The sequence below is a fragment of the Campylobacter sp. BCW_6461 genome, assembly GCF_001762735.1.
Taxonomy (GTDB): domain Bacteria; phylum Campylobacterota; class Campylobacteria; order Campylobacterales; family Campylobacteraceae; genus Campylobacter_D; species Campylobacter_D jejuni.
In genome coordinates this window covers 303,171-327,647 of sequence record NZ_MJXJ01000023.1, presented here as the reverse complement: position 1 = coordinate 327,647, position 24,477 = coordinate 303,171, and the positions used below count along the sequence as shown (strand labels likewise).

The 24,477-nt window shown below is 31.0% G+C and carries 30 protein-coding genes, 5 tRNA genes, 2 pseudogenes and 1 riboswitch; of the genes and pseudogenes, 25 read left to right on the top strand and 12 right to left on the bottom strand.

What is annotated here, in order from left to right; translation table 11 throughout:
* Positions 1-56 precede the first annotated feature (56 nt).
* A complete protein-coding gene (locus AJ882_RS06805; protein WP_002867620.1) occupies positions 57-653 on the top strand; it encodes an NUDIX domain-containing protein in 597 nt (198 codons plus the stop codon).
* 31 nt (positions 654-684) lie between these two features.
* Here AJ882_RS06805 and AJ882_RS09745 read toward each other — a convergent pair whose 3' ends face one another.
* The 4 genes and pseudogenes from AJ882_RS09745 to rpmB all read right to left on the bottom strand — a co-directional run bounded on the left by AJ882_RS09745 (position 685) and on the right by rpmB (position 2,386).
* The gene (locus AJ882_RS09745; RefSeq protein ID WP_370651196.1) at positions 685-1,119 is read right to left on the bottom strand and encodes a CZB domain-containing protein; all 435 of its coding nucleotides are present in this window, start codon (positions 1,117-1,119) and stop codon (positions 685-687) included.
* 3 nt (positions 1,120-1,122) lie between these two features.
* Positions 1,123-1,371: pseudogene (locus AJ882_RS09740) on the bottom strand (methyl-accepting chemotaxis protein); the annotation flags it as partial.
* Between the two features lie 420 nt (positions 1,372-1,791).
* Positions 1,792-2,007, bottom strand: a complete 216-nt coding sequence (locus AJ882_RS06795) for a YdcH family protein (protein ID WP_002855201.1) — start codon at positions 2,005-2,007, stop codon at positions 1,792-1,794.
* 184 nt (positions 2,008-2,191) lie between these two features.
* Entirely contained in the window at positions 2,192-2,386 is a 195-nt protein-coding gene (rpmB, locus tag AJ882_RS06790; protein WP_002854974.1) for a 50S ribosomal protein L28, read from the bottom strand.
* A 139-nt stretch (positions 2,387-2,525) separates the two neighbouring features.
* On the opposite strand from rpmB, the gene rpe reads away from it, so the two are divergent.
* From rpe to thiC, 3 genes are all read left to right on the top strand, one after another.
* A complete protein-coding gene (gene rpe, locus AJ882_RS06785; RefSeq protein ID WP_002859889.1) occupies positions 2,526-3,173 on the top strand; it encodes a ribulose-phosphate 3-epimerase in 648 nt (215 codons plus the stop codon).
* Complete coding sequence (locus AJ882_RS06780) at positions 3,170-3,940, top strand: 3'-5' exonuclease (RefSeq protein WP_002867619.1); 771 nt, start codon at positions 3,170-3,172, stop codon at positions 3,938-3,940. The genes rpe and AJ882_RS06780 overlap by 4 nt, the downstream gene beginning before the upstream one ends.
* 13 nt (positions 3,941-3,953) lie before the next feature.
* A riboswitch (TPP riboswitch) is annotated at positions 3,954-4,058 on the top strand.
* A 56-nt stretch (positions 4,059-4,114) separates the two neighbouring features.
* Entirely contained in the window at positions 4,115-5,407 is a 1,293-nt protein-coding gene (gene thiC / locus AJ882_RS06775; protein WP_002867618.1) for a phosphomethylpyrimidine synthase ThiC, read from the top strand.
* On the opposite strand, the gene AJ882_RS06770 is transcribed toward thiC, so the two are convergent.
* The 6 genes from AJ882_RS06770 to AJ882_RS06745 are packed head-to-tail and all read right to left on the bottom strand — an operon-like array spanning position 5,399 to position 9,545.
* On the bottom strand, positions 5,399-5,917 hold the full coding sequence (locus AJ882_RS06770; RefSeq protein WP_002867617.1) for a hypothetical protein: 519 nt from the start codon (positions 5,915-5,917) through the stop codon (positions 5,399-5,401). The genes thiC and AJ882_RS06770 overlap by 9 nt on opposite strands.
* On the bottom strand, positions 5,907-6,434 hold the full coding sequence (locus tag AJ882_RS06765; RefSeq protein ID WP_011049681.1) for a hypothetical protein: 528 nt from the start codon (positions 6,432-6,434) through the stop codon (positions 5,907-5,909). The genes AJ882_RS06770 and AJ882_RS06765 overlap by 11 nt, the downstream gene beginning before the upstream one ends.
* Positions 6,431-7,390 (bottom strand): hypothetical protein, encoded by a 960-nt coding sequence (locus AJ882_RS06760; protein ID WP_002867615.1) that lies wholly within the window; start codon positions 7,388-7,390, stop codon positions 6,431-6,433. The genes AJ882_RS06765 and AJ882_RS06760 overlap by 4 nt, the downstream gene beginning before the upstream one ends.
* Position 7,391: 1 nt before the next feature.
* The gene (locus AJ882_RS06755; protein WP_002867614.1) at positions 7,392-8,021 is read right to left on the bottom strand and encodes a lysophospholipid acyltransferase family protein; all 630 of its coding nucleotides are present in this window, start codon (positions 8,019-8,021) and stop codon (positions 7,392-7,394) included.
* Complete coding sequence (gene miaB, locus AJ882_RS06750) at positions 8,005-9,306, bottom strand: tRNA (N6-isopentenyl adenosine(37)-C2)-methylthiotransferase MiaB (RefSeq protein ID WP_002867613.1); 1,302 nt, start codon at positions 9,304-9,306, stop codon at positions 8,005-8,007. Before miaB ends, AJ882_RS06755 begins: the two co-directional genes overlap by 17 nt.
* Positions 9,303-9,545, bottom strand: a complete 243-nt coding sequence (locus AJ882_RS06745) for an HP0268 family nuclease (RefSeq protein WP_002851103.1) — start codon at positions 9,543-9,545, stop codon at positions 9,303-9,305. The genes miaB and AJ882_RS06745 overlap by 4 nt, the downstream gene beginning before the upstream one ends.
* Before the next feature lie 127 nt (positions 9,546-9,672).
* Here AJ882_RS06745 and nusA point away from each other — a divergent pair, with 127 nt between their 5' ends.
* Positions 9,673-10,761, top strand: coding sequence for a transcription termination factor NusA (nusA, locus tag AJ882_RS06740; RefSeq protein ID WP_002859895.1), 1,089 nt, complete (start codon positions 9,673-9,675; stop codon positions 10,759-10,761).
* Positions 10,762-10,776: 15 nt separating this feature from the next.
* On the opposite strand, the gene AJ882_RS06735 is transcribed toward nusA, so the two are convergent.
* Positions 10,777-11,964 (bottom strand): MFS transporter, encoded by a 1,188-nt coding sequence (locus AJ882_RS06735; RefSeq protein WP_002859896.1) that lies wholly within the window; start codon positions 11,962-11,964, stop codon positions 10,777-10,779.
* 74 nt (positions 11,965-12,038) lie between these two features.
* On the opposite strand from AJ882_RS06735, the gene AJ882_RS06730 reads away from it, so the two are divergent.
* From AJ882_RS06730 to recG, 3 genes are read left to right on the top strand one after another with little or no spacing between them, the layout of a single operon-like run.
* Positions 12,039-13,085, top strand: a complete 1,047-nt coding sequence (locus tag AJ882_RS06730) for a dehypoxanthine futalosine cyclase (RefSeq protein WP_002867612.1) — start codon at positions 12,039-12,041, stop codon at positions 13,083-13,085.
* Positions 13,085-14,305, top strand: a complete 1,221-nt coding sequence (locus tag AJ882_RS06725) for a M16 family metallopeptidase (protein WP_011049682.1) — start codon at positions 13,085-13,087, stop codon at positions 14,303-14,305. The genes AJ882_RS06730 and AJ882_RS06725 overlap by 1 nt, the downstream gene beginning before the upstream one ends.
* On the top strand, positions 14,295-16,118 hold the full coding sequence (gene recG, locus AJ882_RS06720; RefSeq protein ID WP_002867610.1) for an ATP-dependent DNA helicase RecG: 1,824 nt from the start codon (positions 14,295-14,297) through the stop codon (positions 16,116-16,118). The genes AJ882_RS06725 and recG overlap by 11 nt, the downstream gene beginning before the upstream one ends.
* On the opposite strand, the gene ctb is transcribed toward recG, so the two are convergent.
* The gene (gene ctb, locus AJ882_RS06715; protein ID WP_002867609.1) at positions 16,115-16,498 is read right to left on the bottom strand and encodes a truncated hemoglobin Ctb; all 384 of its coding nucleotides are present in this window, start codon (positions 16,496-16,498) and stop codon (positions 16,115-16,117) included. The two genes, recG and ctb, sit on opposite strands and share 4 nt — an antisense overlap.
* Before the next feature lie 95 nt (positions 16,499-16,593).
* Here ctb and nssR point away from each other — a divergent pair, with 95 nt between their 5' ends.
* The 17 genes and pseudogenes from nssR to rplL all read left to right on the top strand — a co-directional run bounded on the left by nssR (position 16,594) and on the right by rplL (position 24,424).
* A complete protein-coding gene (gene nssR, locus AJ882_RS06710; protein WP_002867608.1) occupies positions 16,594-17,190 on the top strand; it encodes a nitrosative stress-sensitive transcriptional regulator NssR in 597 nt (198 codons plus the stop codon).
* A gap of 15 nt (positions 17,191-17,205) precedes the next feature.
* Positions 17,206-17,907, top strand: coding sequence for an amino acid ABC transporter permease (locus AJ882_RS06705; RefSeq protein ID WP_002859900.1), 702 nt, complete (start codon positions 17,206-17,208; stop codon positions 17,905-17,907).
* The gene (locus AJ882_RS06700) at positions 17,900-18,556 is read left to right on the top strand and encodes an amino acid ABC transporter permease (protein WP_002864176.1); all 657 of its coding nucleotides are present in this window, start codon (positions 17,900-17,902) and stop codon (positions 18,554-18,556) included. The genes AJ882_RS06705 and AJ882_RS06700 overlap by 8 nt, the downstream gene beginning before the upstream one ends.
* 1 nt (position 18,557) lies before the next feature.
* Positions 18,558-19,318, top strand: a pseudogene (locus AJ882_RS06695) (amino acid ABC transporter ATP-binding protein).
* Positions 19,319-19,409: 91 nt separating this feature from the next.
* Positions 19,410-19,485 (top strand) — tRNA-Thr (locus tag AJ882_RS06690).
* A gap of 50 nt (positions 19,486-19,535) precedes the next feature.
* Positions 19,536-19,621: transfer RNA gene (locus AJ882_RS06685), tRNA-Tyr, on the top strand.
* A gap of 6 nt (positions 19,622-19,627) precedes the next feature.
* A tRNA-Gly gene (locus AJ882_RS06680) sits at positions 19,628-19,704 on the top strand.
* A gap of 101 nt (positions 19,705-19,805) precedes the next feature.
* Positions 19,806-19,880, top strand: a tRNA-Thr gene (locus AJ882_RS06675).
* A 68-nt stretch (positions 19,881-19,948) separates the two neighbouring features.
* A complete protein-coding gene (gene tuf, locus AJ882_RS06670; RefSeq protein WP_002855271.1) occupies positions 19,949-21,148 on the top strand; it encodes an elongation factor Tu in 1,200 nt (399 codons plus the stop codon).
* Positions 21,149-21,200: 52 nt separating this feature from the next.
* Positions 21,201-21,359: a 50S ribosomal protein L33 gene (gene rpmG / locus AJ882_RS06665; RefSeq protein WP_002793551.1), complete on the top strand. Its 159-nt coding sequence runs from the start codon at positions 21,201-21,203 to the stop codon at positions 21,357-21,359.
* 12 nt (positions 21,360-21,371) lie between these two features.
* Positions 21,372-21,447 (top strand) — tRNA-Trp (locus AJ882_RS06660).
* Positions 21,448-21,465: 18 nt separating this feature from the next.
* Positions 21,466-21,645: a preprotein translocase subunit SecE gene (secE, locus tag AJ882_RS06655; RefSeq protein WP_002854985.1), complete on the top strand. Its 180-nt coding sequence runs from the start codon at positions 21,466-21,468 to the stop codon at positions 21,643-21,645.
* Between the two features lie 9 nt (positions 21,646-21,654).
* The gene (nusG, locus tag AJ882_RS06650; RefSeq protein ID WP_002851098.1) at positions 21,655-22,188 is read left to right on the top strand and encodes a transcription termination/antitermination protein NusG; all 534 of its coding nucleotides are present in this window, start codon (positions 21,655-21,657) and stop codon (positions 22,186-22,188) included.
* A gap of 25 nt (positions 22,189-22,213) precedes the next feature.
* Positions 22,214-22,639, top strand: a complete 426-nt coding sequence (gene rplK / locus AJ882_RS06645) for a 50S ribosomal protein L11 (protein WP_002779452.1) — start codon at positions 22,214-22,216, stop codon at positions 22,637-22,639.
* Between the two features lie 54 nt (positions 22,640-22,693).
* The gene (rplA, locus tag AJ882_RS06640; RefSeq protein ID WP_002854928.1) at positions 22,694-23,395 is read left to right on the top strand and encodes a 50S ribosomal protein L1; all 702 of its coding nucleotides are present in this window, start codon (positions 22,694-22,696) and stop codon (positions 23,393-23,395) included.
* A 151-nt stretch (positions 23,396-23,546) separates the two neighbouring features.
* A complete protein-coding gene (gene rplJ / locus AJ882_RS06635) occupies positions 23,547-24,026 on the top strand; it encodes a 50S ribosomal protein L10 (protein ID WP_002857585.1) in 480 nt (159 codons plus the stop codon).
* A 20-nt stretch (positions 24,027-24,046) separates the two neighbouring features.
* Positions 24,047-24,424: a 50S ribosomal protein L7/L12 gene (rplL, locus tag AJ882_RS06630; RefSeq protein ID WP_002859903.1), complete on the top strand. Its 378-nt coding sequence runs from the start codon at positions 24,047-24,049 to the stop codon at positions 24,422-24,424.
* The last annotated feature ends 53 nt before the right edge of the window (positions 24,425-24,477 follow it).

The following is a 24,477-nucleotide window of genomic DNA, read 5'->3' as shown; positions in this document are numbered from 1 at the left end:
ATTTTCAAAAAAGCAAAAATAAAGTACAATGTGAAAAATAAATAAAAGGTTTTATTATGGCGTTTAAAAATTTAAAAGAACTTTCTTTTGAAAAATCAAATTATATTAAGCCTAAGAGATTTGTTTATGAAAGTAATGGTAGGCTTTGCACTTGGGATTTTATAGAATCTAAAGATAGTGTTTCAGTGCTTTTGTATCATAAAGAATTAGAAAGTTTTATTTTTGTACGCCAATTTCGTATACCACTTTGGTATCATCAAATGCATGATAAAGATTATGTAAAAGATGATGATATGGGCTATACTATAGAGCTTTGTTCTGGGCTTGTGGATAAAAAATTATCTTTAGAGGAAATAGCAAAAGAAGAATGTATAGAAGAACTAGGATATGCTCCTAAAAATTTAGAAAAAATAGGAGATTTTTATACAGGGTTTGGTTCAGGTGTAAGCAAGCAAAGCTTTTATTTCGTAGAAGTTGATGAAAAAGATAAAATTTCTTCTGGAGGTGGAGTTGATGATGAAGAGATTGAAGCTGTTTATGTTAAGGTACAGGATTTTGAAAAAAAATGTAAAAATATGATAAGAACGCCTTTGCTTGATTTTGCTTATATGTGGTTTTTAAAGGAAAAGTGGGGAAAATTAAAGATTATTTAGGTTAAACCTTAAAAAGGTTCAACCTAGGATTTTAATGATCTGACTCATCAAGCATTTCTTTAAATACATTGAAAAGATCAAGCGATGCATTTTCAGCAACTTCGCATTTATTAATTATGCTGTGTTGAGTAATATCTTTGCTAATATCTTCTGTATTTGCTATTGTTATAGCATTATTCATATTTTCATGAACTTTTTCATGTGGCTCGTTAATTTTTAAGAAGCTTTTATTTTGCCCAAATCTTTCTTTTCCTGTGCTAGCAAGCCATTTTCCTAAGCGACAAGATGTATGATCGGCTAATTGCTTTCCTGATTTGGAAAAAATTTCTTTATAACCATTTAATTTAAAAGCTATATGATCTAGTTTTGCTAAAGATACGAAAGCTTCTGAAGCGATACCAACTGCATTTGAATTAGTAGAATGCGCTTCATTTACTAAGTGAGTAAATTTTTCGGAAAAACTCATAATATGAGCATTAGAATCTATAGAAATTTTTTCAACTTGCTCACTTTGAGTATACATTTCATTTGCATTTTGCTTTAGAAGGTTGATATTCATTTCAACTTCTGTGGTTGCTTTTTGTGTTTTTTCAGCTAGTTTTCTTACTTCATCGGCAACAACAGCAAAACCACGCCCATGTTCACCTGCGCGTGCAGCTTCTATGGCAGCGTTAAGAGCTAAAAGATTGGTTTGATCGGAAACATCTTTAATTAGATTAATTACATTAGTAATTTCATCTACACTTCTATGCAATGTTCCTGCAACATCTCTTGTTTTATTGGCTGATTCTGTAATATTTCCCAAAGAGGCATTGATAGAATTAGCAATATGGTTAAGTTCATCCATTTCAGCAAGAGAAGTTTTAGAATAGCTAGAGATAACTTCTGCCTTATTTACATTTTCTAACATATCGCCTTGAATAATAGTAATATTTTTTAAAACCCCAGTTAATAAAACATTTAAAAGATCTGTTTTAAGTTTAGACTCTAAAGCCGCTTGTTCTAATGATGTAATTTTATTTTTTAATTCTAAATTTTCCGATTGAAATTTTTCAATTTTATGTGTAAGATTTTTATTTTCTTCTTCAAGTTTTTGAAGATCAGAATGGTTTATTTTACTTCCAAACATTGTTTTGCCTTATTTTTTATAATTTGCTAGATATTGGCTAAGTTCATCTTTTACATGAAGCTTTTCTTTTTTTAAAGTTGAAATTTCCATGCTGCTAAGAGAAGTTCTACCTTCTTCTGCATCTTTAATCATGTCATCAAGTTCATTATGACGATCAAATAGTTTATCAAAATGAGCATCTTTACCTTTTAGCTCTGACATTAATTCTCTATATTCATGTAGCATAAACTCTCCTTGTATTAGTGAAATTTAAAATTCATTTAACAAGGTATTTTACACTATTAAAAGATATTTTTAGCTTAAAAAATAATAAAATTAATAATAATTTTTAAATGTGTGTTATATAAGTGATTTGTTAAAGTTTATTTTTAAATTGGAAATTTTAAAATTGAGGAATAAATCCTCAAAATTATTTAGAATTTTGTTTTTTTAGAGTTCTTAGAGTAGAAGCTGCAATTCTCATTTTTCTCGTGGTGCCATCTTCTAAAGTTACACGAACTGTTCTGAGATTAGGTAAAAAGCGTCTTTTTGTTTTATTGTTAGCATGGCTGACATTATTACCCACCATTGGACCCTTGCCTGTGATTTGACATACTCTTGCCATTTTTTTGTCCTTATGAAAATTTTTAAATGGAGATTTTATCAAAATTAAGCTTAAAATATTCCATAATTTATAGTTTTTTTAATATATAAGTCGATAAAATATTATTTATCACATTTATATATAGTTTAAGGTTTTGATCATGTATGTAGCTCCAAGTTTATTGTCTGCAAATTTTTTGAAATTAGAAGAAGAAGTTAAAGCTATTGAAGCTGCAGGTGCAGATCTTTTGCATATTGATGTAATGGATGGACACTTTGTTCCAAATTTGACTTTCGGACCTTGCGTGATCGAAAAAATTTCAACTATTAGTAAGTTGCCATTAGATGTGCATTTGATGGTTAAAGATGTAAGTAAATTTATAGATCTTTTTATCCCTTTGAAACCAAAATTCATTTCTTTTCATATGGAAAGCGAAGTTCATCCTATAAGGCTTTGTGAATATATAAGAAGTCAAGGAATCCATCCTGCTATTGTTTTAAATCCACACACTCCTATTGATTCTATTAAACACATGCTAGAATTTGTAGATATGGTGCTTTTAATGAGTGTTAATCCTGGATTTGGTGGACAAAAATTTTTACCTTTGGTACATGAAAAAATCAAAGAATTACGCCAAATGATTGATAAAAAAAATGCTAAAGTTTTTATAGAGGTTGATGGTGGTGTTAATGGTTTAAATGCTAGCGATTTAGAGGAATCCGGAGCTGATATTTTGGTGGCTGGAAGTTATATTTTTTCTTCTAATGATTATAAAACTGCAATTTCATCTTTAAAGCTTGAATTTTGAGTTTACAGCAAATTGATCAGATTATTTCTATATTAAACAAGCAAAGCAAGCCTTATGATTGGGTGATGCAAGAGTTTGCCAAAGTTGAAGAATTAAAAAATTTTGATTTAGATTTGGAAACTTTTGAGCTTTTGGGTTTGGGCTTAACTTTGAATAAAGATAATATTTTTATCCTTAAAACACGCACAACAAAAATTAAAGATGAAATTTTTTGTATAGTAGATATAGAAAGTACTGGCGGTGTAAGCAAGGGGGAAATTTTAGAAATTGGAGCAGTAAAAATTCAAAATTCTAAAGAAATTGGACGCTTTCAAAGTTTTGTTAAAGTAAAAGAAATTCCAGAAAATATAACCGAACTTACGGGTATTACTTATGAGATGGTGGAAAATGCTCCAAGTTTAACAAAGGTTTTAAGTGATTTTAGGCTTTTTTTAAAAGACAGTATTTTTGTAGCACATAATGTGCGTTTTGATTATAGTTTTATTTCTAAGGCTTTAAATGAGTGTGGTTTTGGCATTTTACTTAATCGTCGTATTTGTACTATAGAATTTGCACAATGTTGTATAGAAAGTCCAAAATATAAACTAGAGGTTTTGAAAGAATTTCTGGGCGTGGAAAATACGCATCATAGGGCTTTAGATGATGCTTTGGCAGCTGCTGAAATTTTTAAATATTGCCTTGGAAAACTTCCCTATCATATAAAAACTACAGAAGAACTTATAAATTTTACAAAGACTGCCACGCATAAAGCAAAAATAAATATTTAAAGAGTATAATTAAGACATAAATGACGGGAGCTTGTGTAACAGGCTGAGAGTAAGCTAAAAGCTTAGACCGAACCGGATCTGGATAATACCAGCGTCGGGAAGATTTATAAATTTCAATACTTTAAAAATTTATACTCACCCTTCATTTATCCAAATTTTTTAAAGGATAAATTTATGAAAACTCAAATGAATTATGCCAAAGAAGGTATTTTTACTAAAGAAATGCAGATTGTTGCACAAAAAGAAAATTTAAGTAAAGATTTTTTGCTTGAAAATATTGCTTGCGGTAAAATTATTATCCCTGCAAATATTAATCATAAAAGTCTTGATCCAAATGGTATAGGTTTTGGACTGCGTACTAAGGTTAATGTAAATTTAGGAGTTTCAAATGATTGCGTTGATTATAGCGAGGAAATGAAAAAAGTAGAGCTTGCTCATAAATTTGACATAGAAGCGATTATGGACTTAAGCAATTATGGCAAAACAAGTCGTTTTAGAGACGAGCTTGTTAATGTTTCAAAAGCTATGATAGGAACAGTTCCTGTATATGATGCGGTAGGATTTTTAGAAAAAGATTTAAAACAAATTGGTGCTAAAGACTTTTTAGATGTTGTATATCATCATGCTAAAAGTGGGGTTGATTTTATGACAATTCATGCAGGTATTAATTCTCGCGCAGCGCATATTTTTAAACAAAGTAAAAGACTTACAAATATAGTTTCAAGAGGAGGCTCTGTGCTTTATGCTTGGATGATGATGAAAGATGCTGAGAATCCTTTTTTTGAGTATTATGATGATTTGCTTGACATTTGTTTAAAATACGATGTAACTTTATCTTTGGGCGATGCTTTGCGTCCTGGCTCTACTCACGATGCAAGTGATGGGGCGCAAATTTCAGAGCTTATAGAATTGTCACTCCTTACTCAAAGAGCTTGGGATGTTGGGGTTCAAGTAATGATAGAAGGTCCAGGGCATATGGCTATTAATGAAATAGAGGCAAATATGCAATTAGAAAAGCGTTTATGCAAAGGAGCGCCTTTTTATGTCTTAGGACCTTTGGTAACAGATATTGGCGCAGGGTATGATCATATTAGTGGTGCTATTGGAGGAGCTGTGGCTGCAGCTAGCGGTGCTGATATGCTGTGTTATGTAACACCTGCTGAACACTTAAGACTTCCAAATTTAGAAGATGTTAGAGAGGGTATAGTTGCGACTAAAATTGCAGCTCATGCGGGAGATATAGCTAAACTTCCAAAAGAAAGAGCAAGAGATGATGAGATGAGTAAGGCTAGACAAGAGATAGATTGGGAGAAAATGTTTAAACTTGCTATTGATGGAGAAAAGGCTAAAAAAATGTTTAATGAGCGTCGCCCTGATGATTTAAACTCATGTTCCATGTGTGGAAAAATGTGTGCAATGAATACTATGAATCAAATTTTAAAAGGCGAAGATGTGAGTTTAGCTTGAATAAACTTTGAGAGTAAGATCTATAGAGATACCTTGCTCTCCTGCTTTAAGATTAAGTGGATAATCAAGCTTGATTAAGTTATTATAGTTTTTTAGAGCATCAATAAAATCATAAAGCCTTCTAGGATTGTTCATTGTCGCTTTAATGGCTAAGCGGTTTTTTAGATATTTTTCTTGTTTTTCGGGCTTAGTTTCTTGAATTTTTACATTTTGAAAATATTTTTGTAAAAAAATATCAAAATTTCCTATATTAAAATTTTGCTCAAATTGCTCTAAACTTTTGTTGTTTTCGCTTCTTAGAGTTGATATTTTATCTTCACTAAAGTCAAATTTTAATTTAGCGGCTTTTAAGATAGCAAGTTGTGAATTTTCTCTAAGATTTGCTTGTTTATAATTTTTTAATGTCGGTAAAAGTAAAAATAAGATCAAGGCTGTGCAAACGCTTATAAAACTTAACGCGCAAATGATAAGCTTTAATAAATCAATTTCTTCTAGACTTTTATCTTTCATCTGCAACTCCTGGAATTTGTTTACTAATACTAACAAAACGATACCACCCATTATCTAAGCGATAATAGATTGTATAGCTTTGATCAAAGATGCTTTTTAAAGGGGTTTCTAAAAGTAGAGTAAACATTTCTCTTGTAGGAGTGACTCCGATAAGTTTTAAGGAATATTCGTCTTGTTCAACACTTTCAAGAGTAATATTATCAGTTTTTACAATAATATCAAATAGATTTCTTAAGCTTTCTTTAACAATTTGATTTTGAGTGTTAAAATTTTTCGCTATTTGGCTTTGATCAAATAAAATTTCATAAAGCATTTCATTTTGCTTAGTTTGATTTTGAAGCACTATAACTTGTTGTTTTTCATTATCGATAGAGCTATTGATTAATGCAATTTTTATTGTATATGTAAAATATACTAGCAAGATAAATAATATACTAAAACCAAAAAGTCCTAGCCAAATTTTATCAAAGAGTGTGAAAATAGGTTTTTTTCTTGGCTGTATGAAGCTATAAGTCATTTAAGCTCCTTTTGCATCAATTCTATCATAAGATCTAAGGTGTTGATTTGTTTCGTTTTTATCTCTAAAAAAGTTTCACTTTCTAAAAAATCAATAGCACTTATGTTAATATCTGATTCACTATATAATAAAATACCATTGATAAATACCCCAGCATATTTATCATCATTATAAAATTTTTCAATGCTCGTAATAATATAACGGCATAGTTCCATATCATTGCTAAATTGATTTAATTCATCAAGATTAAAATTATCATTATTATTCAAAGTTTCAAGATTATTTTCTTGATCAAGTAGATCAAATTTATTATTTAAGGCTTCATTGAAGTTATCTAGGGTAACTTCAGTATCATTGTTGTTGTTTTCAATTTCTTGATTATCTTCTGATGGAAGTTCAAGCTCTAAACCTAATTCTTGCTCAAATATTTTAAAATCACCGTATAAAATAGTATTGCCTTTAGCAACAATAATTGCCAAAAGATGTCCTTGCTTAAATCCATAAAGTAAAATTTGATCATCAGGCTGTTTTTCTTTTTGTATATTGTAGTAAAGAAGAGCAAAAGGGGAATATAAAAAATCTAAACCTCTATATTCTTCAAAAAGCTCGCTATAATATTCCACATGTTCGGTAGCCGTATAAACAAGGGCATTATTAAACAAAATATGCTGTAAGCTGATTTTTCCTATATTAAAATGCTCACAATCTTGAATATTTGTACTAGGTATTAATCCTTGTTCTTTGGCATCTAAAAATAAAGCAGTGTGGTAAAATAAGAAATGCCTGCTTAAATTTTTTATGTATTCTAGTAAATTTTCGCTTTTATCAAAAGTTTTTTCATTGCTACTGATTAGTTTATTTCCTCTATAAATAGAAGCTTTTACAATATTTTTTTTATCTTCTAAAATAATACTAATAAAAAGTTGTGGAAATATTTTTTTAAGTAAAAATAACATTTCATTCCTTAAATTGATCAGCTAAGCTAATTTTATCAAATTGTTTCATTAGAAATTCTTTAGCTTTTTCTTTATCTAAAGATAAAATATCCAAAGGTTCACTTAGACTATAAGTAATCTTACTAAAAGGTTTTGGCAAGATCATCTTATCCCAACTTTTAAATTTCCAAAAACGATTTGCTTCATAGTTTAAAATTCTTATCTTTAGTTCTTTTTTTTGAGCCAAAATGATAGAACCATCTGAAATACTATGATAAGGCCCTCGTGGACCATCGGGCGTGATAACTATATCGTCATTTTGTTCTAAAACTTTAAATGCAGCTCTAAGTGCACTGCTAGCACCCCTTGAAGTACTTCCTCTTACAGTATCAAGACCGAAAAGCTTGATGATTTTTGCAATTTGTTCTCCATCTTTATGGTGGGAGATCATGACATAGGCTTTTTTATTTTTTTGTCTATAATGTCTAAACGCAAAAGGCATGAGTGCTAATTTTCCATGCCAAAAAAGTATCACACCAGCTTTACGGTCAACTTTTTCACCTTTATAGTGCTTTTTACAGCTTAAAAAAATAAGCCATTGCAAGATGAAAATTATATATGTTAAGCAATGGATTTTAAACGATTTCCCCATATAAAACCATACGCTTTGCATTAGTTATTTTTACTTCTTTAAATTGCCCTAAAAGTTCTTCGCTACCTTCAACTTGAACTAAAAAATTATTATCTGTTCTTCCAGCAATGCTATTGCCTGCTCTTAATTCTTCAAATAAAACTTTAAAAGTTTTATTTTCTTGTTTTTTTACAATTTCATCTAAAATTTCACTATGACGATTTTGTAAGGTGCTAAGTCTTCTTGAAGCTGTTTCTTCATCGATTTGATTAGGCATGGTTGCGGCTTTTGTTAAAGGGCGTTTGGAGTATTTAAAAGAAAAAATTTGTTCAAAACGCACTTTTTCCAAAACATCCATAGTTTCTTCAAAATCTTTTTCACTTTCCCCTGGAAAAGCTACAATAATGTCTGTAGAAATGCTAACATTTGGACAAAGTTCTCTAAGTTTTAAAGCTCTATTTAAATACCATTCTTTAGTATAGCCACGCTTCATAGCTTTTAAAATTTCACTTGAGCCGCTTTGTAAAGGCATGTGCATGGATTTGCAAACTTTTGGATTATTGGCAAAAACTTCTAAAAATTTATCATCCATATGCAAAGGATGTGGACTTGTAAAGCGAATGCGTTCTAAATCTTCTATGGTGCTAAGTTCTTCTAAAAGATCTGAAAAGTCCATTTTTTTATGCTCGTTTCTAAATCTTTTGCCGTAGTTATTGACATTTTGTCCTAGCAAAAAAATCTCTTTAGCACCTTTTTCAACAGCTTTTTGAGCTTCTTTGTAGATAATGTTAAAAGGTATGGAAATTTCATCTCCTCTAGTATGTGGCACTATACAATAAGTGCAGTGTTTATCACAACCTATGGAGATATTAATATAGGATTTATAAATACTATTTCTAAAATCTGCAAAAGCAAATTCACTTTCATCATAGTCTATGTCCACGCCCATAAATTTTGGAGTTTTTATAGCTTGAGTGATTTTGGAAATATTTCTTGCTCCTAGAACAAAATCCACATAAGGAGCACGTTTGAAAATTTCATTTCCCAAATGCGATGCAGTACATCCACAAACTCCTATTTTAGCACCTTCTTTTTTAACTTTTTCAAAACCACCTACTTCTGAGAAAAGTTTATGCACAGGTTTTTCACGCACTGAACAGGTATTGATAAGAATAAGATCTGCTTCTTTGATATCTTCTGTTAGTGCGTAATTTTCTTTTTGTGTTAATTCTGCGATCATATGCTCAGAATCTCTAACATTCATCGCACAACCTAAAGTTTGGATAAAAAGTTTTTTAGCACTCAAAGAATATGTACCTCATACATAAAATCATTATCATCAAGTCCGTATTTTACGGTTCTATGATAAATGCTTACTCCTTTTTTTTCAAAATGATTTACAAGGGCAATGAGTTGTTTGTGTGTATTATCTTTATCAAAATAAAAAAACTTTTGTCCTTCTTTTTCTATAGCCTCTTCGATTTTTTCTAGGCTAATATTTTTAGGTTTTTCATTAATCAAAGTTCTTGCCAATTTTAATTCCATAGCTAAATCCTTAAGAATTTTCATTTTAATCTATAATTTTAGCAAATTTTACTTTTAATTAAACTTATTAAGGATATAATTTTTATCTACATTTTTAAATTTCCCACAAAAAAAGGTTTTATAAGATATGGAAAAGATAGCAGATATTATCGAATCTATTGCTAATGAAAAAAATTTAAACTTAGAGAATGTAAGAGAAAAGGTAGCTACCGCTTTAATCAATACTGCAAAAAGAATTTATGGACAAGAATATGAGTTTTTTGTGGATCCTAAAAATTTAAATCTTTATCAAAAAATTACCATAGTAGCAGATAATGACGAGAGATTGCAAAATAAAAGTGAGAGTTTTATCGCGTTAAGTAAGGCAAAATCAGAAGCTCCAGATGTTGAAATAGGAGATGAATTAACCTATGAATGTTCTTTGGAAAATTTAGGAAGAACTGCGGTAAATACCTTGCATAAAGAACTTGAATATCATATACAAAAATTATTAGAACAAACTATTTTTGAAAAATATAAAAACAAAGTAGGGCAAATGGTTTTTGGTACAGTTGTTAGAGTGGATAATGAAGAAAATACTTTTATTGAAATAGATGAATTAAGAGCTTTTTTACCGAGAAAAAATCGCATTAAAGGGGAAAAATTTAAAATAGGTGATGTGGTAAAAGCTGTGATACGCCGTGTTTATACAGATAAAGGTATTAAAATCGAGCTTAGTCGTACAAGTCCTAAATTTTTAGAATGTTTACTTGAAGCTGAGGTTCCAGAAATCAAAGATGGTTATGTCAATATTATAGGATGTGCTAGAATTCCAGGTGAAAGAGCAAAAATCATTCTTCAGGCCAATGGAGCAAATATCGATCCTGTAGGAGCTACAGTAGGTGTTAAAGGTGTAAGAATTAATGCGGTAAGCAAAGAGCTTCATAATGAAAATATTGATTGTATAGAATTTACAAATGAGAGTGAAATTTTAATTTCTCGTGCCTTGGCTCCTGCTATTGTAAATTCTGTAAAAATTGAAGATAAAAAAGCTATTGTAAGTTTAAATAGCGAACAAAAAAGCAAAGCTATAGGAAAAAATGGTATTAATATTCGCCTTGCTTCTATGTTAAGTGGTTATGAAATAGAGCTCAATGAATTAAGCTCATCGCAGCTAAATAATGCCATCAGCAATGAAGAAGCAATGAAAAATCTTCAAGATTTGTTTAAAATTTAAAATATTTGTGAATTTTCACAAATATTTTTTATAAAACCACTTCCAATAAAATGCCGCAAAGATAAAAATCATACCCAATAAACCTGTAATCAGTTTTAAACTCAAGCCTATTTCAAATAAAAAGCCCATAAGCATTGAAATAATAGCGCTAAAACTAAGATAAATCATATCTGTATAAGCGATCACTCTACCATGATATTCTTTGTCAGCATTTTTTTGTATCATGGTGTAGGTATAAGCCCAAAGCGCTGAGGTAAAAAAACCTGCACCAATTAAACCTAAAAAAGAAATATAAAAATTAAATTGAGTTAAAGCCCAAAGTATAATACCCAAGCCTTGACCAAGATACATATAAAATAAATTTTTATTATTAATAAATTTGCTTAAAACCATAGGCCCTATAGCTAAAGAACAAGCACGTACCGCATTTAAAAACCCTATTACTAAAGCAGCAGATAAAACTTCTTTGTATTGATGTTGTGCTAAAAGCGTAACCAAGGTTTCATAAGCAGTTAAACCTATAAAAGCGTGAAGCAAGATAAGATGAAAAATTATTTTATTATTTAAAACATAGAAAAATCCTTCTTTTATCATAGTAAAAAAGCGACTTTGTGTTTTGTGATGAAAATCAGGAATGCTTAATCTTACTAAAAAAGAAATGCCTATGAGTATAAGCATACAGTCAAATAAAAAAGCGGTTTTAACTCCTAGAAAATAAATAAAAATTCCCGCACTTGCCATACCTGCTGTATAAGAAATCGCCCAAATGACACTGTGCATTTCATTAGCGAGTTTAAGTTCTTGAGGGGTTAAAATTTTGGCCAATAAACTCATTTCAGCTTGAAAATAAATCGAAGCAACACAAAGTCTTATGAAAATTAAAATAAACAAAAGCCAAAGCATACTAAGACTTGTGACAAAAATAAGACAAAAAATAGAAATTAATTCTATGCTAATCATACTGAGTAAAAGTTTTTTAGGTTTATTTTTCTCTACTATAACCCCATTAATAGGAGCAAGCAAAACTCCAGGTAAAAAAGCAAGCATAGCACTTGTAGCTGTTGCCCAAGTAGGAGCATTAAGCTCGACTAAAAGGGTAAAAACTCCCGTTTGAGAAAACCATGCTCCAAAATATACTATAAACTGAACCGAAGCCAATATTCTGATATTTTTATTATTTTTTAATAGTTCAATGTAATTCATAAGCGAAACTATAGCATAATTTATATTTTAAATGCTATAATTATTTTAATTATGTAAAAAAACAAGGAAAAATTTTGAAAAGACTGGATAAAAAAGAAGCTTTAGATTTATTACATCATGCGAGTTTAACTGAACTTGGAGAAATGGCTTATAAAAGAAAATTAGAACTTCATCCTGAAAAAATCACCACTTTTGTTGTAGATAGAAATATTAATTATACCAATGTTTGTTGTATTGATTGTTCTTTTTGTGCTTTTTATCGCCATCATAAAGAAGATGATGCTTATATTTCAAGCTTTGAGGAGATAGGCAAGAAGATAGAGGAGCTTGAAGCTATTGGGGGTACGCAAATTCTTTTTCAAGGCGGGGTGCACCCAAAGTTAAAAATAGAATGGTATGAAGAATTAGTTTCTTGGATAAAAGAACATTATCCAAATATCACTGTACATGGTTTTTCAGCGGTTGAGATCGCTTATATCGCAAAGGCATCTAAAATTTCAATTACTGAAGTACTTCAAAGACTACAAGCTAAAGGTTTATTTTCTATACCAGGAGCAGGTGCTGAGGTGCTAAGCGATAGGGTGCGTGATATTATCGCACCCAATAAATGTGATACAGCTACTTGGTTAGAAGTACATCGCCAAGCTCATAAAATCGGCATGAAAAGTACAGCTACTATGATGTTTGGAACGGTTGAAAATGATGAAGAAATCATCGATCATTTTGAGCATTTGAGAAAATTGCAAGATGAAACAGGGGGATTTAGAGCTTTTATTTTATGGAGCTTTCAAAGTGATAATACTGCTTTAATCCAAAAACATCCAGAGATTATGAAACAAAGTTCTAACAAGTATTTAAGACTTTTAGCTTTAGCAAGACTTTATTTAGATAATTTTAAAAATTTACAAAGTTCTTGGGTAACTCAAGGCTCGCTTATAGGTCAACTTGCTTTAAAATTTGGGGCCAATGATTTAGGTTCAACCATGATGGAAGAAAATGTAGTAAGTGCTGCAGGAGCAAGTTATAGAATGAATCAAGATGAGATGATAAGGCTGATTAGAAGTTTAGGCGAAAATCCAGCTAAACGCAATACCGCTTATGAAATTTTAGAAAGGTTTTAATGCAGTATTTAGAGAGTAGGGGTATTAAAATCCCTTTTATTTTTGAAAAAAATTCTGATTTTCCTATTGTTGTTTTAAAGCTTGTTTTTAGAAATTGTGCTAGAAGTTATGATGAAATAGCAGGCTTAGCTAAGATGTTTTCACGTATTTTAAATGAAGGCGTGGATGATAAATTTTTTAAGGATTTAGAATTTAGAGCGATAAATTTAGAGGCAAGTAGTGGTTTTGAAAGTTTGGAAATCAATCTTTCTTGTTTAAAAGAAAATTTTGATTTTGCTTTAAAGAGCTTGGAAAAATTGCTTTTAAAACCAAGAATAGAAGAAAAAATTTTGCAAAAATTAAAAATCAATGCCTTAGGTGAGCTCGCGAGTAAAAATAGTGATTTTGATTATTTAGCAAAAAATTTACTTAATGCTCAAATTTTTAAATGCAAAGAATTTCAAAGCTCAAACGATGGAGATGAAAAAAGTATAGAAATCTTATCTTTAAAAGATTTACAAAATTTTTATAAAAATTTTATCCATCTTAGTGATTTGGTTGTGATTTTAGGAGGAGATTTAGAAGAAAAACAAGCCAAGGAAGATCTTTTAAAACTCTTATCAAAACTTCAAATAGGCAAAAAAAATACTCCAAAAAAATATGAATTAAGCAAAAACATTAAAGATGAAATTTTGATACGCCCAGAAAGCGAACAAGCTTATATTTATTTTGCTACGCCTTTTTTTGCTGATTTTAAAGATAAGGATTTATATCTTGCAAAAATTGCTTTATTTGTTCTAGGGCAAGGGGGGTTTGGTTCAAGGATTATGGAAGAAATTCGTGTTAAAAGAGGTCTTGCATACTCAGCTTATGCTATGCTTGATATGAATATGTCTTTTTCTAGAGTTTTTGGATATTTACAAACTAAAAATGAAAGCGCTAAAGAAGCTAAAAAAATCGTAAAAGAGCTTTTTGAAGATTTTATAAAAAATGGCATGACTCAAAATGAACTTGATCAAGCTAAAAATTTTCTCATAGGATCAACTCCTTTGCGTTATGAAGGCTTAAGCAAGCGTTTATCTATGGCCTTTAATGAATTTTATCAAGGTTTAAATTTGGGATATTATAAAGAAGAGTTAAAACTTATGGAAAAGGTTAAACTTGAAACCATCAATGCTTATATTAACAAACATCAAGAGCTTTTAAATATAAGTTTTGCAAGCATACAAAATGAAAATTAAAGAAAGTGATTTTGAATTTTTTAAAAAATTAAAAATTAAAAGTGCTATTGATTTAGCGCTTCTTTTACCTAAAAAAATTGAAAATTTAAATCCAAGTAAAAATCCTAAAGAAAATGAAATTTGCACCCAAAAAATCACTATAAAAAGCGTTAGTTCAAGAAAAAATCAACTTTTTGGTTTAGGTTTTTGTGAAGAATGGCAAGAAAATATTTCTTTTGTGTTTTTTCATCCTAGAGCTTGGCATTTTGGGATTTGTAAGGTAGGAAAAGGGCTTATTTTTAATGCTAAACTCTCGCGTTTTAATCACACTTGGCAATTTAACAATCCTAAAATTTTAACTTCTTTTGAGGGTTTTAGTCCAAAGTATCAAATTTTAGGTTTAAAAGATGCAAAAATTGCTGCTTTTATACATAAATATCTTAATTATGAAAATTTACAAGAAAGTGGCATAGGGGATAAATATATACATTTTCTTTTAAATTTGCATGCTTATGATGAAAAAAGTTTTTTTATGTTTGAAAATTTGCAAAATTTTAGCAAAGATTTAAAATATATAGAAATATATAATTTTTTAAAGCGTTTAAAAGCTAAAAAAACACATTTTAAAGCTCATCAAATCAATGTTTTTAACATAGCTAATTGGCTTAAAGATTTGCCTTTTTCTCTTACTAAAGATCAGCTTAATGCCTTAAAAGATATAGAAAAAGATTTGCATTCAAAAGAAGCTAGAAGGCGTGTAATTATGGGTGATGTAGGGTGTGGTAAAACCTTGGTTTTGCTTGGTGCGGCTTTGATGGTTTATCCTAAACAAGCTATTTTGATGGCACCTACTAGTATTTTAGCGCATCAGCTTTATGAAGAGGCTAAGAAATTTTTGCCTGATTTTATGAATATTTTGTTTATTAAAGGGGGTAAAAAAGAAAAAGATTTAGAACAAAATATTCAAAAAGCAAATCTTATTATAGGTACTCATGCTTTAATTCATTTAGAAAGCCATAATGCCGTACTTGTAATGATAGATGAACAACATCGTTTCGGCTCGGCTCAGCGTGAGAAAATTTATTCTTTAAGTAAACAAGAATTTGCCCCTCATTTTATACAGTTTTCGGCTACGCCTATTCCAAGAACCTTAAGCATGATACAATCTGAACTTTTAAATTTTAGTTTCATTAAACAAATGCCTTTTAAAAAAGATATCACAACTTATTGTATACAAAATGAAGACTTTTCTAAGCTTAGCGAGAAGATTAAAGAAGAAATCGCTAAAAATCATCAAATTATCATTATTTATCCCTTAGTGAGTGCTAGTGATAATATTCCTTATCTTTCTTTAGAGCAGGCTAAAGAATATTGGCAGAGTCACTATGAAAAAGTTTTTGTAACTCATGGGAAAGATAAACAAAAAGATGAAATTTTAGAGCGTTTTAGAGATGAGGGAAATATTTTACTAAGCACTACAGTGGTGGAAGTGGGCATTTCTTTGCCAAGATTGAGTATGATAGTGATTGTAGGAGCGGAACGTTTAGGACTTGCTACCTTGCATCAACTTCGTGGTCGTGTAGGTCGTGTAGGGCTTAAAAGCACTTGTTATCTTTATACTAAACTTAAAGAAATTCCAAGTCGTTTAAAAGAATTTGCTAGCACTTTAGATGGGTTTAAAATAGCAGAGCTTGATCTTAAAAACCGTTTGAGTGGAGATTTGCTCGATGGTTTTATGCAACATGGAAATGAGTTTAAATTTTTTGATTTTTCTAAGGATGAGGAGATTTTAGAAAAGGTAAAAAAAGATTTGGCAAAAAAAATGCCAAATTAATGTCCACCATACTTATAAAGCATATTTTGAAAATGTGAAGCTATCATTTGTGCACGCTGTAAAATAACTGTTTTCATTTCTTCATTATAAACTATATTTAAACTTTCTTCAAAAAGTCCTAGCCAAACTTCAAAAAATTCTTGAGGAAAAGGAGGTAGATCTAGATGCTTTTTTAAGGGTTGCCCATTATAATCACCTTCGCCTAAAAGCATGCCTGCCCAAAAATTTCCTATTTTTGCTTTATGTTCTTTCCACTCTTCATCACTTGTTCCAATAGCATTGTTAAAAATAGGACCTAAATCCTTATCTTTTCTAACTTTTTCATAAAATATTTCCATGAGTTTTGCTATGCTTTCTTGATTAATTGTTTCAAATTTCATATAAGCCTTTCTTGAATGTTAATTTTATGGCGTTAATATAGCAAAAATAAGATAAATTAAATTTAACATAAGTTAAGAATGGAAAATATTATATAATGAAAGATTATTTAGAACTTTTATCTAGTGTAGGAAAATTAAAAAAATTTCAAAAAAATAGTATTTTATTTTATGAAGGCGAAGAGGCTAAAAAATTTTTTATTTTACTCAAGGGAAAAATACGCATTTATAAAAGTACATCAAGTGATAAAGAAATTACTTTGCATTATTTTAATCCTCCAAATTTTATAGCAGAAATGCCTGCTTTTAAAAAATTAAATTATCCTGCTAATGCCATCTTTGAAGAAGATGGAGAAATTTTGGAAATTGATTTTATTAATTTTCAAAATTTATGCAGTGAAAATAAAGAATTCAATTTTTTACTTATCAGCTCACTTTTTGATAAAATCAAAATTTTAGAAAAGAAATTATCTCAAAATGCATTAGATTTAAGAACGAGATTGTTAAAGTATCTTTTGGAAAATGAAAAAAAATTAGATACAATTTCACAAAAACAAATTGCAATTGATTTAAATGTTAGAGCGCAATCTTTATCTCGAGTGTTAAAAGAGCTTAAAATTTCAGAACTTATTGATACAAAAAAAGGTAAAATTGAAATTTTAAATAAAGGTGTGATTATAAAAGAACTTTGGTAAAATTTAAGGTAGAGAATGGATTTTGATTTTATATTAGCTCAAGCTCCCGCTTTTTTAACAGCTGCTTGGCTTACGATAAAACTAAGCTTTTTTGGAATTATTTTTTCTTTAATAATAGGCTTGTTTTGCATTTTAATGAGTTATTTTAAAATAAAAATTTTAGAAAATATTTGCAAGCTTTATATAGAGTTTTCAAGAAATACGCCTTTATTAATTCAACTTTTTTTCTTATATTATGCTTTGCCTAAATTTAATATACATTTAGAGCAAATTCCACCGCTCAATTTAATTTGTTTAAGCGTAGAAGAAACTTTAAGACCTTCTTTTGCTTGTGCTATAGTAGGACTTAGTTTTTTAGGGGGTTCTTATATGGCTGAGAGTTTAAGGGCGGGATTTGAAGCCATAAGAAAACAGCAGTTTGAAGCAGGACTTTCTTTGGGTTTTTCAAAATTTGGAAATTTGCGTTATGTGATTTTGCCGCAAGCTTTGGCTATTTCTATGCCAAGTATTAGTGCTAATATTATATTTTTAATCAAAGAAACTTCAGTTGTTAGCATTATTGCCTTGCCAGATTTGGTAAATTTAATGAAGAGTTTAAATTCCTTAACTTATAAGACAGATGAGCTATTGTTTTTGTTGTTTATGGGATATTTGTGCATTATTTTGCCTTTGTCTTTTATTTTGCTAAAGTTTGAAAAAAGGTTGCTTTATGCTTGAACTTTTAAATACCGATACGCTTTTAAGACTCTGGCAAGGGCTTTTTGTCACTCTTGAAATTTCATTTATCAGCATTATTATTACTTCGATAGGTGGGTTATTTTTAGGAATTTTAATGAGTTTTAAAAATACCTATATCTATGCTTTTTGTCGTTTGGGTTTAGAATTTGTGCGTGTTATGCCACTTTTAGTATGGCTTTTTGTGGTGTATTTTGGTTTTCCTAGATGGTTTGGGTGGGATTTGAGTTCTGTAAGTGCAGCTATTATTGTTTTTAGCATTTGGGGTTGTTTTGAGATGATGGATTTGGTGCGTGTTTCCTTGCAGAGTATTCCAAAACATCAGTATGAAAGTGCATCATCTTTAGGTTTAAATACGGTGCAAAGTTTTGCTTATGTTATTATTCCACAAGCTATGCGTCGTTTAACTCCTATGAGCATGAATTTACTTACTCGCATGATCAAAAGTACAACCTTTGCTTATTTAATCGGCGCGGTAGAGCTTGTAAAAGTAGGGCAACAAATTATAGAATTTCATAATAGAAATGATTTTGCACCTTTTATTATTTATGGTTTGATTTTTTTTATCTTTTTTATACTTTGTTATCCTATCACTTTATATTCAAGAAAATTAGAGAAAAAATGGAGCTAAAATGAGTATACTAAAAATAGAAAATTTACAAAAGTATTATGGTTCGCATCATGCTTTAAAAGATATTAATTTAGAAGTTAAGGATAAGGAAGTTGTGGTGATTTTGGGTCCTAGTGGGTGCGGAAAATCTACGCTTTTGCGTTGTATTAATGGGCTTGAAGAGATTGCAAGTGGTAATATTTATATTGACAATGAAAAAATAGATAAAGATTTCAAAGAATGGCCAAGAATGCGTCAAAAAGTTGGTATGGTTTTTCAATCTTATGAGCTTTTTGAGCATTTAAGTGTTGAAGAAAATATACTTTTAGGGCCTATGAAAGTGCAAAAAAGAAAGAAAGATGAGGTTTTACAAGAGGCTAAAATTTGGCTTGAAAAGGTGGGGCTTTTGCATAAAATTCATGCTTATCCAAGAGAACTTAGCGGAGGACAAAAACAAAGAATTGCTATAGTAAGAAGTTTATGCATGAATCCTGAGTTAATGCTTTTTGATGAGGTTACAGCAGCGCTGGATCCTGAGATTGTCAGAGAAGTTTTAGAAGTGATGTTAAATCTTGCAAAAGAGGGTATGACTATGCTTATTGTTACTCATGAAATGGGTTTTGCTAAAGCTGTAGCAGATAAAATTATTTTTATGGATGAAGGAAAAATCATCGAAGAAAATGATCCTAAAAGTTTTTTTAAAAATCCAAAAAGCGAAAGAGCAAAGAAATTTTTAAATTTATTTGATTATCACAAATAGATAAAAATAATATTGGTTTATGATAATAAAATTTACAAGACTAAAATTTTATAGAAAAACTAAAAAAGTCTTGACAAAATTTTTTTTTTGAGTTATAATCTTACTTTTATTTTTGCTGGTTTAGCTCAGTTGGTAGAGCAGCTGCCTTGTAAGCAGCAGGTCGGGGGTTCAAGTCCCTTAACCAGCTCCATTTATTTTTAGCAGTGTTTGACCAGAATATTGAAAAAGCAATATTTTTATGGTGAGTTACTCAAGTGGCCAACGAGGGCAGACTGTAAATCTGCTGGCTTTCGCCTTCCGTGGTTCGAATCCACGACTCACCACCATGCTTTGCGGGAGTAGCTCAGTTGGCTAGAGCATCAGCCTTCCAAGCTGAGGGTCGCGGGTTCGAGTCCCGTTTCCCGCTCCAATAATTTAAAAGAACTGGGAGCTGTATTTTAAAACCTTTAACTTACAGTATATATCCCAAAGAGTTTTTGTTGTCTGTTATTGTGTATAATTTTTCTGAGCGCTCGTATGGCTCAGAGGTAGAGCACTCCCTTGGTAAGGGAGAGGTCGCGGGTTCAATTCCCGCTATGAGCTCCATGAATTGAAAAAATTATATAGATATAAGACTTGCTTTGCTCAATTTATTTTTTATACGGAGGAAAAAAATGGCTAAAGAAAAATTTTCACGTAATAAGCCACACGTAAATATTGGTACTATTGGTCATGTTGACCATGGTAAAACTACTTTAACAGCTGCTATTTCTGCTGTTCTTTCTAGAAGAGGTTTAGCAGAGCTTAAAGATTATGATAATATCGATAATGCTCCAGAAGAAAAAGAGCGTGGTATTACTATTGCTACTTCTCATATTGAATATGAAACAGACAATCGTCACTATGCACACGTTGACTGCCCAGGTCACGCAGATTATGTTAAAAACATGATTACAGGTGCTGCACAAATGGATGGAGCGATCTTGGTTGTTTCTGCTGCAGATGGCCCTATGCCACAAACTAGAGAGCACATTCTTCTTTCTCGTCAAGTAGGCGTTCCATATATTGTTGTTTTTATGAATAAAGCAGATATGGTTGATGATGCTGAACTTTTAGAGTTAGTTGAAATGGAAATTAGAGAATTATTAAGCTCTTATGATTTCCCAGGCGATGATACACCTATTATTTCTGGTTCTGCTTTAAAAGCTCTTGAAGAAGCTAAAGCTGGACAAGATGGTGAATGGTCAGCAAAAATTATGGATCTTATGGCTGCAGTTGATAGCTATATTCCAACTCCAACTCGTGATACTGAAAAAGACTTCTTGATGCCAATTGAAGACGTTTTCTCAATTTCAGGTCGTGGTACTGTTGTTACAGGTAGAATTGAAAAAGGTGTTGTAAAAGTAGGTGATACTATCGAAATCGTTGGTATTAAAGATACTCAAACAACAACTGTAACAGGTGTTGAAATGTTCAGAAAAGAAATGGATCAAGGCGAAGCAGGAGATAACGTAGGTGTTCTTCTTCGTGGTACTAAAAAAGAAGAAGTTATCCGTGGTATGGTTCTTGCTAAACCAAAATCAATTACTCCACACACTGACTTCGAAGCTGAAGTTTATATCTTAAATAAAGATGAAGGTGGTAGACATACTCCATTCTTTAACAACTATAGACCACAGTTTTATGTAAGAACAACTGATGTTACAGGTTCGATTAAATTAGCTGATGGTGTTGAAATGGTTATGCCAGGTGAAAATGTGAGAATTACTGTAAGCTTGATCGCTCCAGTAGCACTTGAAGAAGGAACCCGTTTTGCTATTCGTGAAGGTGGTAAAACTGTTGGTTCAGGTGTTGTTTCTAAAATTATTAAATAATTTAATAAAGCCAAGTTAAAAGCTTGGCTTTAATTTTTTAAGGAAAATTGAAATGAGAATTAAAGTTGGTTTAAAGTGTGAAGAATGTGGTGATATTAATTATAGCACCTATAAAAATAGTAAAAATACTACTGAAAAATTAGAATTAAAAAAATATTGCCCAAGATTAAAAAAACATACACTTCACAAAGAAGTTAAGCTAAAAAGTTAAGCTTGCGCCCTTAGGGCAATAGCTCCAACGGTAGAGCGCCGGATTCCAAATCCGATGGTTGGGGGTTCGAATCCCTCTTGCCCTGCCATAATTAAGGTTTAAATAAATGGAAAAATTAATAACTTATTTTAAATTATCAAAAGCCGAATTAAGGAAAGTAATTTTTCCTTTAAAAGAACAGGTAAGAAATGCCTATATTACAGTTTTTGTGGTTGTTGCGGTGATTTCTTTGTTTTTGGCGTTAGTGGATTGGCTTATGTCCTCTATTGTTTCTGCGATCGTATAAGGAGAGTAAATGAGTACTCATAAATGGTATGCAATTCAAACTTATGCTGGCAGTGAAATGGCAGTTAAAAGAGCCATTGAAAATTTAGTAAAAGATAACGGAATTGAAGAACAACTTAAAGAAATTGTTGTTCCAACTGAAGATGTTATTGAATTTAAGAATGGAAAGGAGAAGATTAGCGAAAGAAGTTTGTATTCAGGATATGTTTTTGCACTTCTTGATTTAAATACAGAGCTTTGGCATCGCATTCAATCTCTTCCAAAGGTTGGTCGTTTTATTGGAGAATCCAAAAAGCCAACCCCTTTAACAGAAAAAGATATTAATTTGATTTTGGAAAAAGTTCACAATCGTGCAGCGCCTAAACCAAAGATTTCTTTTGAAGAAGGGGAAAATGTGAGAATCACAGAAGGGCCATTTGCAAACTTTACTGCAATTGTAGAAGAGTATGATATGGTTCGTGGTTTATTAAAATTAAATGTTTCTATTTTTGGACGTTCAACTCCAGTGGAGATCTTATATTCTCAAGTTGAGAAAATAATTTAATTTATATCAAATAAGGAGATTTGTTATGGCTAAAAAAGTCGTAGGCGAAATTAAATTGCAAATTGCTGCCACAAAAGCAAACCCATCACCACCTGTTGGTCCTGCTTTGGGTCAGCAAGGTGTTAATATTATGGAGTTTTGTAAGGCTTTTAATGAAAGAACAAAAGATATGGCAGGTTTTAATATCCCTGTTGTTATCACTGTTTATGCAGATAAAAGTTTTACTTTTATTACAAAACAACCGCCAGCTACGGATTTGATCAAAAAAGCAGCTGGAATTTCTAAAGGTACGGATAATCCACTTAAAAATAAGGTGGGTAAGTTAACTCGTGCTCAAGTTTTAGAAATAGTAGATAAGAAAATTGCAGATTTAAATACTAAAGATAGAGATCAAGCTGCTAAAATTATTGCAGGTTCAGCTCGTTCTATGGGTGTTGAAATCGTAGATTAATCCTTTCACCGCCAAGGTAAAAGGCGGTAGCACTTTAAAATGCGGAGAAAATAAATGGCTAAGATAGCAAAAAGATTAAAAGAATTATCACAAAAAATTGATTCAAATAAAGAGTATGCTTTAAGCGATGCAATTGATACAATAAAGACTTTAAAGTCTGCTAAATTTGATGAGACTGTAGAAATTGCTTTAAAACTTAATGTTGATCCAAGACATGCAGATCAAATGGTAAGAGGATCTGTCGTTTTACCTGCTGGAACGGGTAAAAAAGTTCGTGTTGCTGTAATTGCAAAAGACGCAAAAGCTGATGAAGCAAAAAATGCTGGTGCAGATATTGTGGGTAGCGATGATTTAGTAGAAGAAATTCAAAAAGGTAATATGAATTTTGATGTTTTGATTGCTACTCCAAATTTAATGGGACTTGTTGGTAAAGTTGGTAGAATTTTAGGGCCAAAAGGTTTAATGCCAAATCCTAAAACTGGAACAGTGACTATGGATGTTGCTCAAGCAGTTAATAATGCAAAAAGTGGTCAGGTAAATTTCCGTGTTGATAAGCAAGGAAATATCCATGCAGGTCTTGGTAAAGTAAGTTTTTCCAAAGAACAATTATGGGATAATGTTAGCACTTTTGTAAAGGCAATTAACAAACATAAACCTGCTGCAGCTAAAGGTAGATATATTAAAAATGCGGCTTTATCTTTGACAATGAGCCCTTCTGTAAAGCTTGAAACACAAGAATTGCTTGATATGAAATAAGAGTTGCTTTTTTGCAACTCTTTTGTTTTAAAATAAACATTTGAAAAAATTTTTGATTTTTTGAGATGTTTATTTTAGATTGAAGATAGTCGAGGCGTAAGCTTAATTGGATTTCCACTCTACTTGAAATCTCAATCGGAAAGGAGAAAATGTGACTAGAAGCGAAAAAGTTGAGATTATTGCTAAACTTGAAGAAGGTTTTAAAGCTAGTGAAGCTATTGTAGTTTGTAATTACAGAGGTCTTAGCACAAAAAAACTAGAAGAGCTTAGAAATAATGCAAGAGAAAACAATGTAAAAGTTCAAATTGTTAAAAATACTTTGGCTAACATTGCTCTTAACAATTCCGGTAAAACAGGTCTAGTTCTTAAAGATACAAATATTTATCTTTGGGGTGAAGATCAGCTAGGTGTTTCAAAAGTAGCTGCTAAATTTGAAGAAAATAACGATAAATTTGAAATCAAAACAGCTCATATTGAAGGCGAAGTTGCAGATGTTGCTAAGGTTAAAGCTCTTGCTAAAATGCCTTCACGCAATGAGTTGCTTGCTATGCTTTTGCAAGTTTGGAATGCGCCAATTACCAATTTCACAATAGGTTTAAATGCGCTTAAAAATAAAAAAGAATCTGAATAAATTAAATAAAAGGATAAAAAATGGCAATCTCTAAAGAAGATGTATTAGAATATATTTCAAATTTAAGTGTTCTTGAGTTATCAGAACTTGTAAAAGAGTTTGAAGAAAAATTTGGTGTGTCTGCTGCTCCTGTAATGATAGCTGGTGGTGCTGCAGCTGGTGGTGCTGCAGCTGCTGCTGAAGAAAAAACTGAATTTGATATCGTTTTAACTGATGGCGGTGCTAAAAAGATTGAAGTTATTAAAATCGTTCGTGCTCTTACAGGCCTTGGTCTTAAAGAAGCAAAAGATGCAGTTGAGCAAACTCCTTCAACTCTAAAAGAGGGTGTGGCTAAAGCTGAAGCTGAGGAAGCTAAAAAACAACTTGAAGAAGCTGGTGCTAAAGTAGAACTTAAGTAATTTTAAGCTTTAAAGTTAGAAGAAGATTTGCCAAGGCAAGTCTTCTTTTTTTA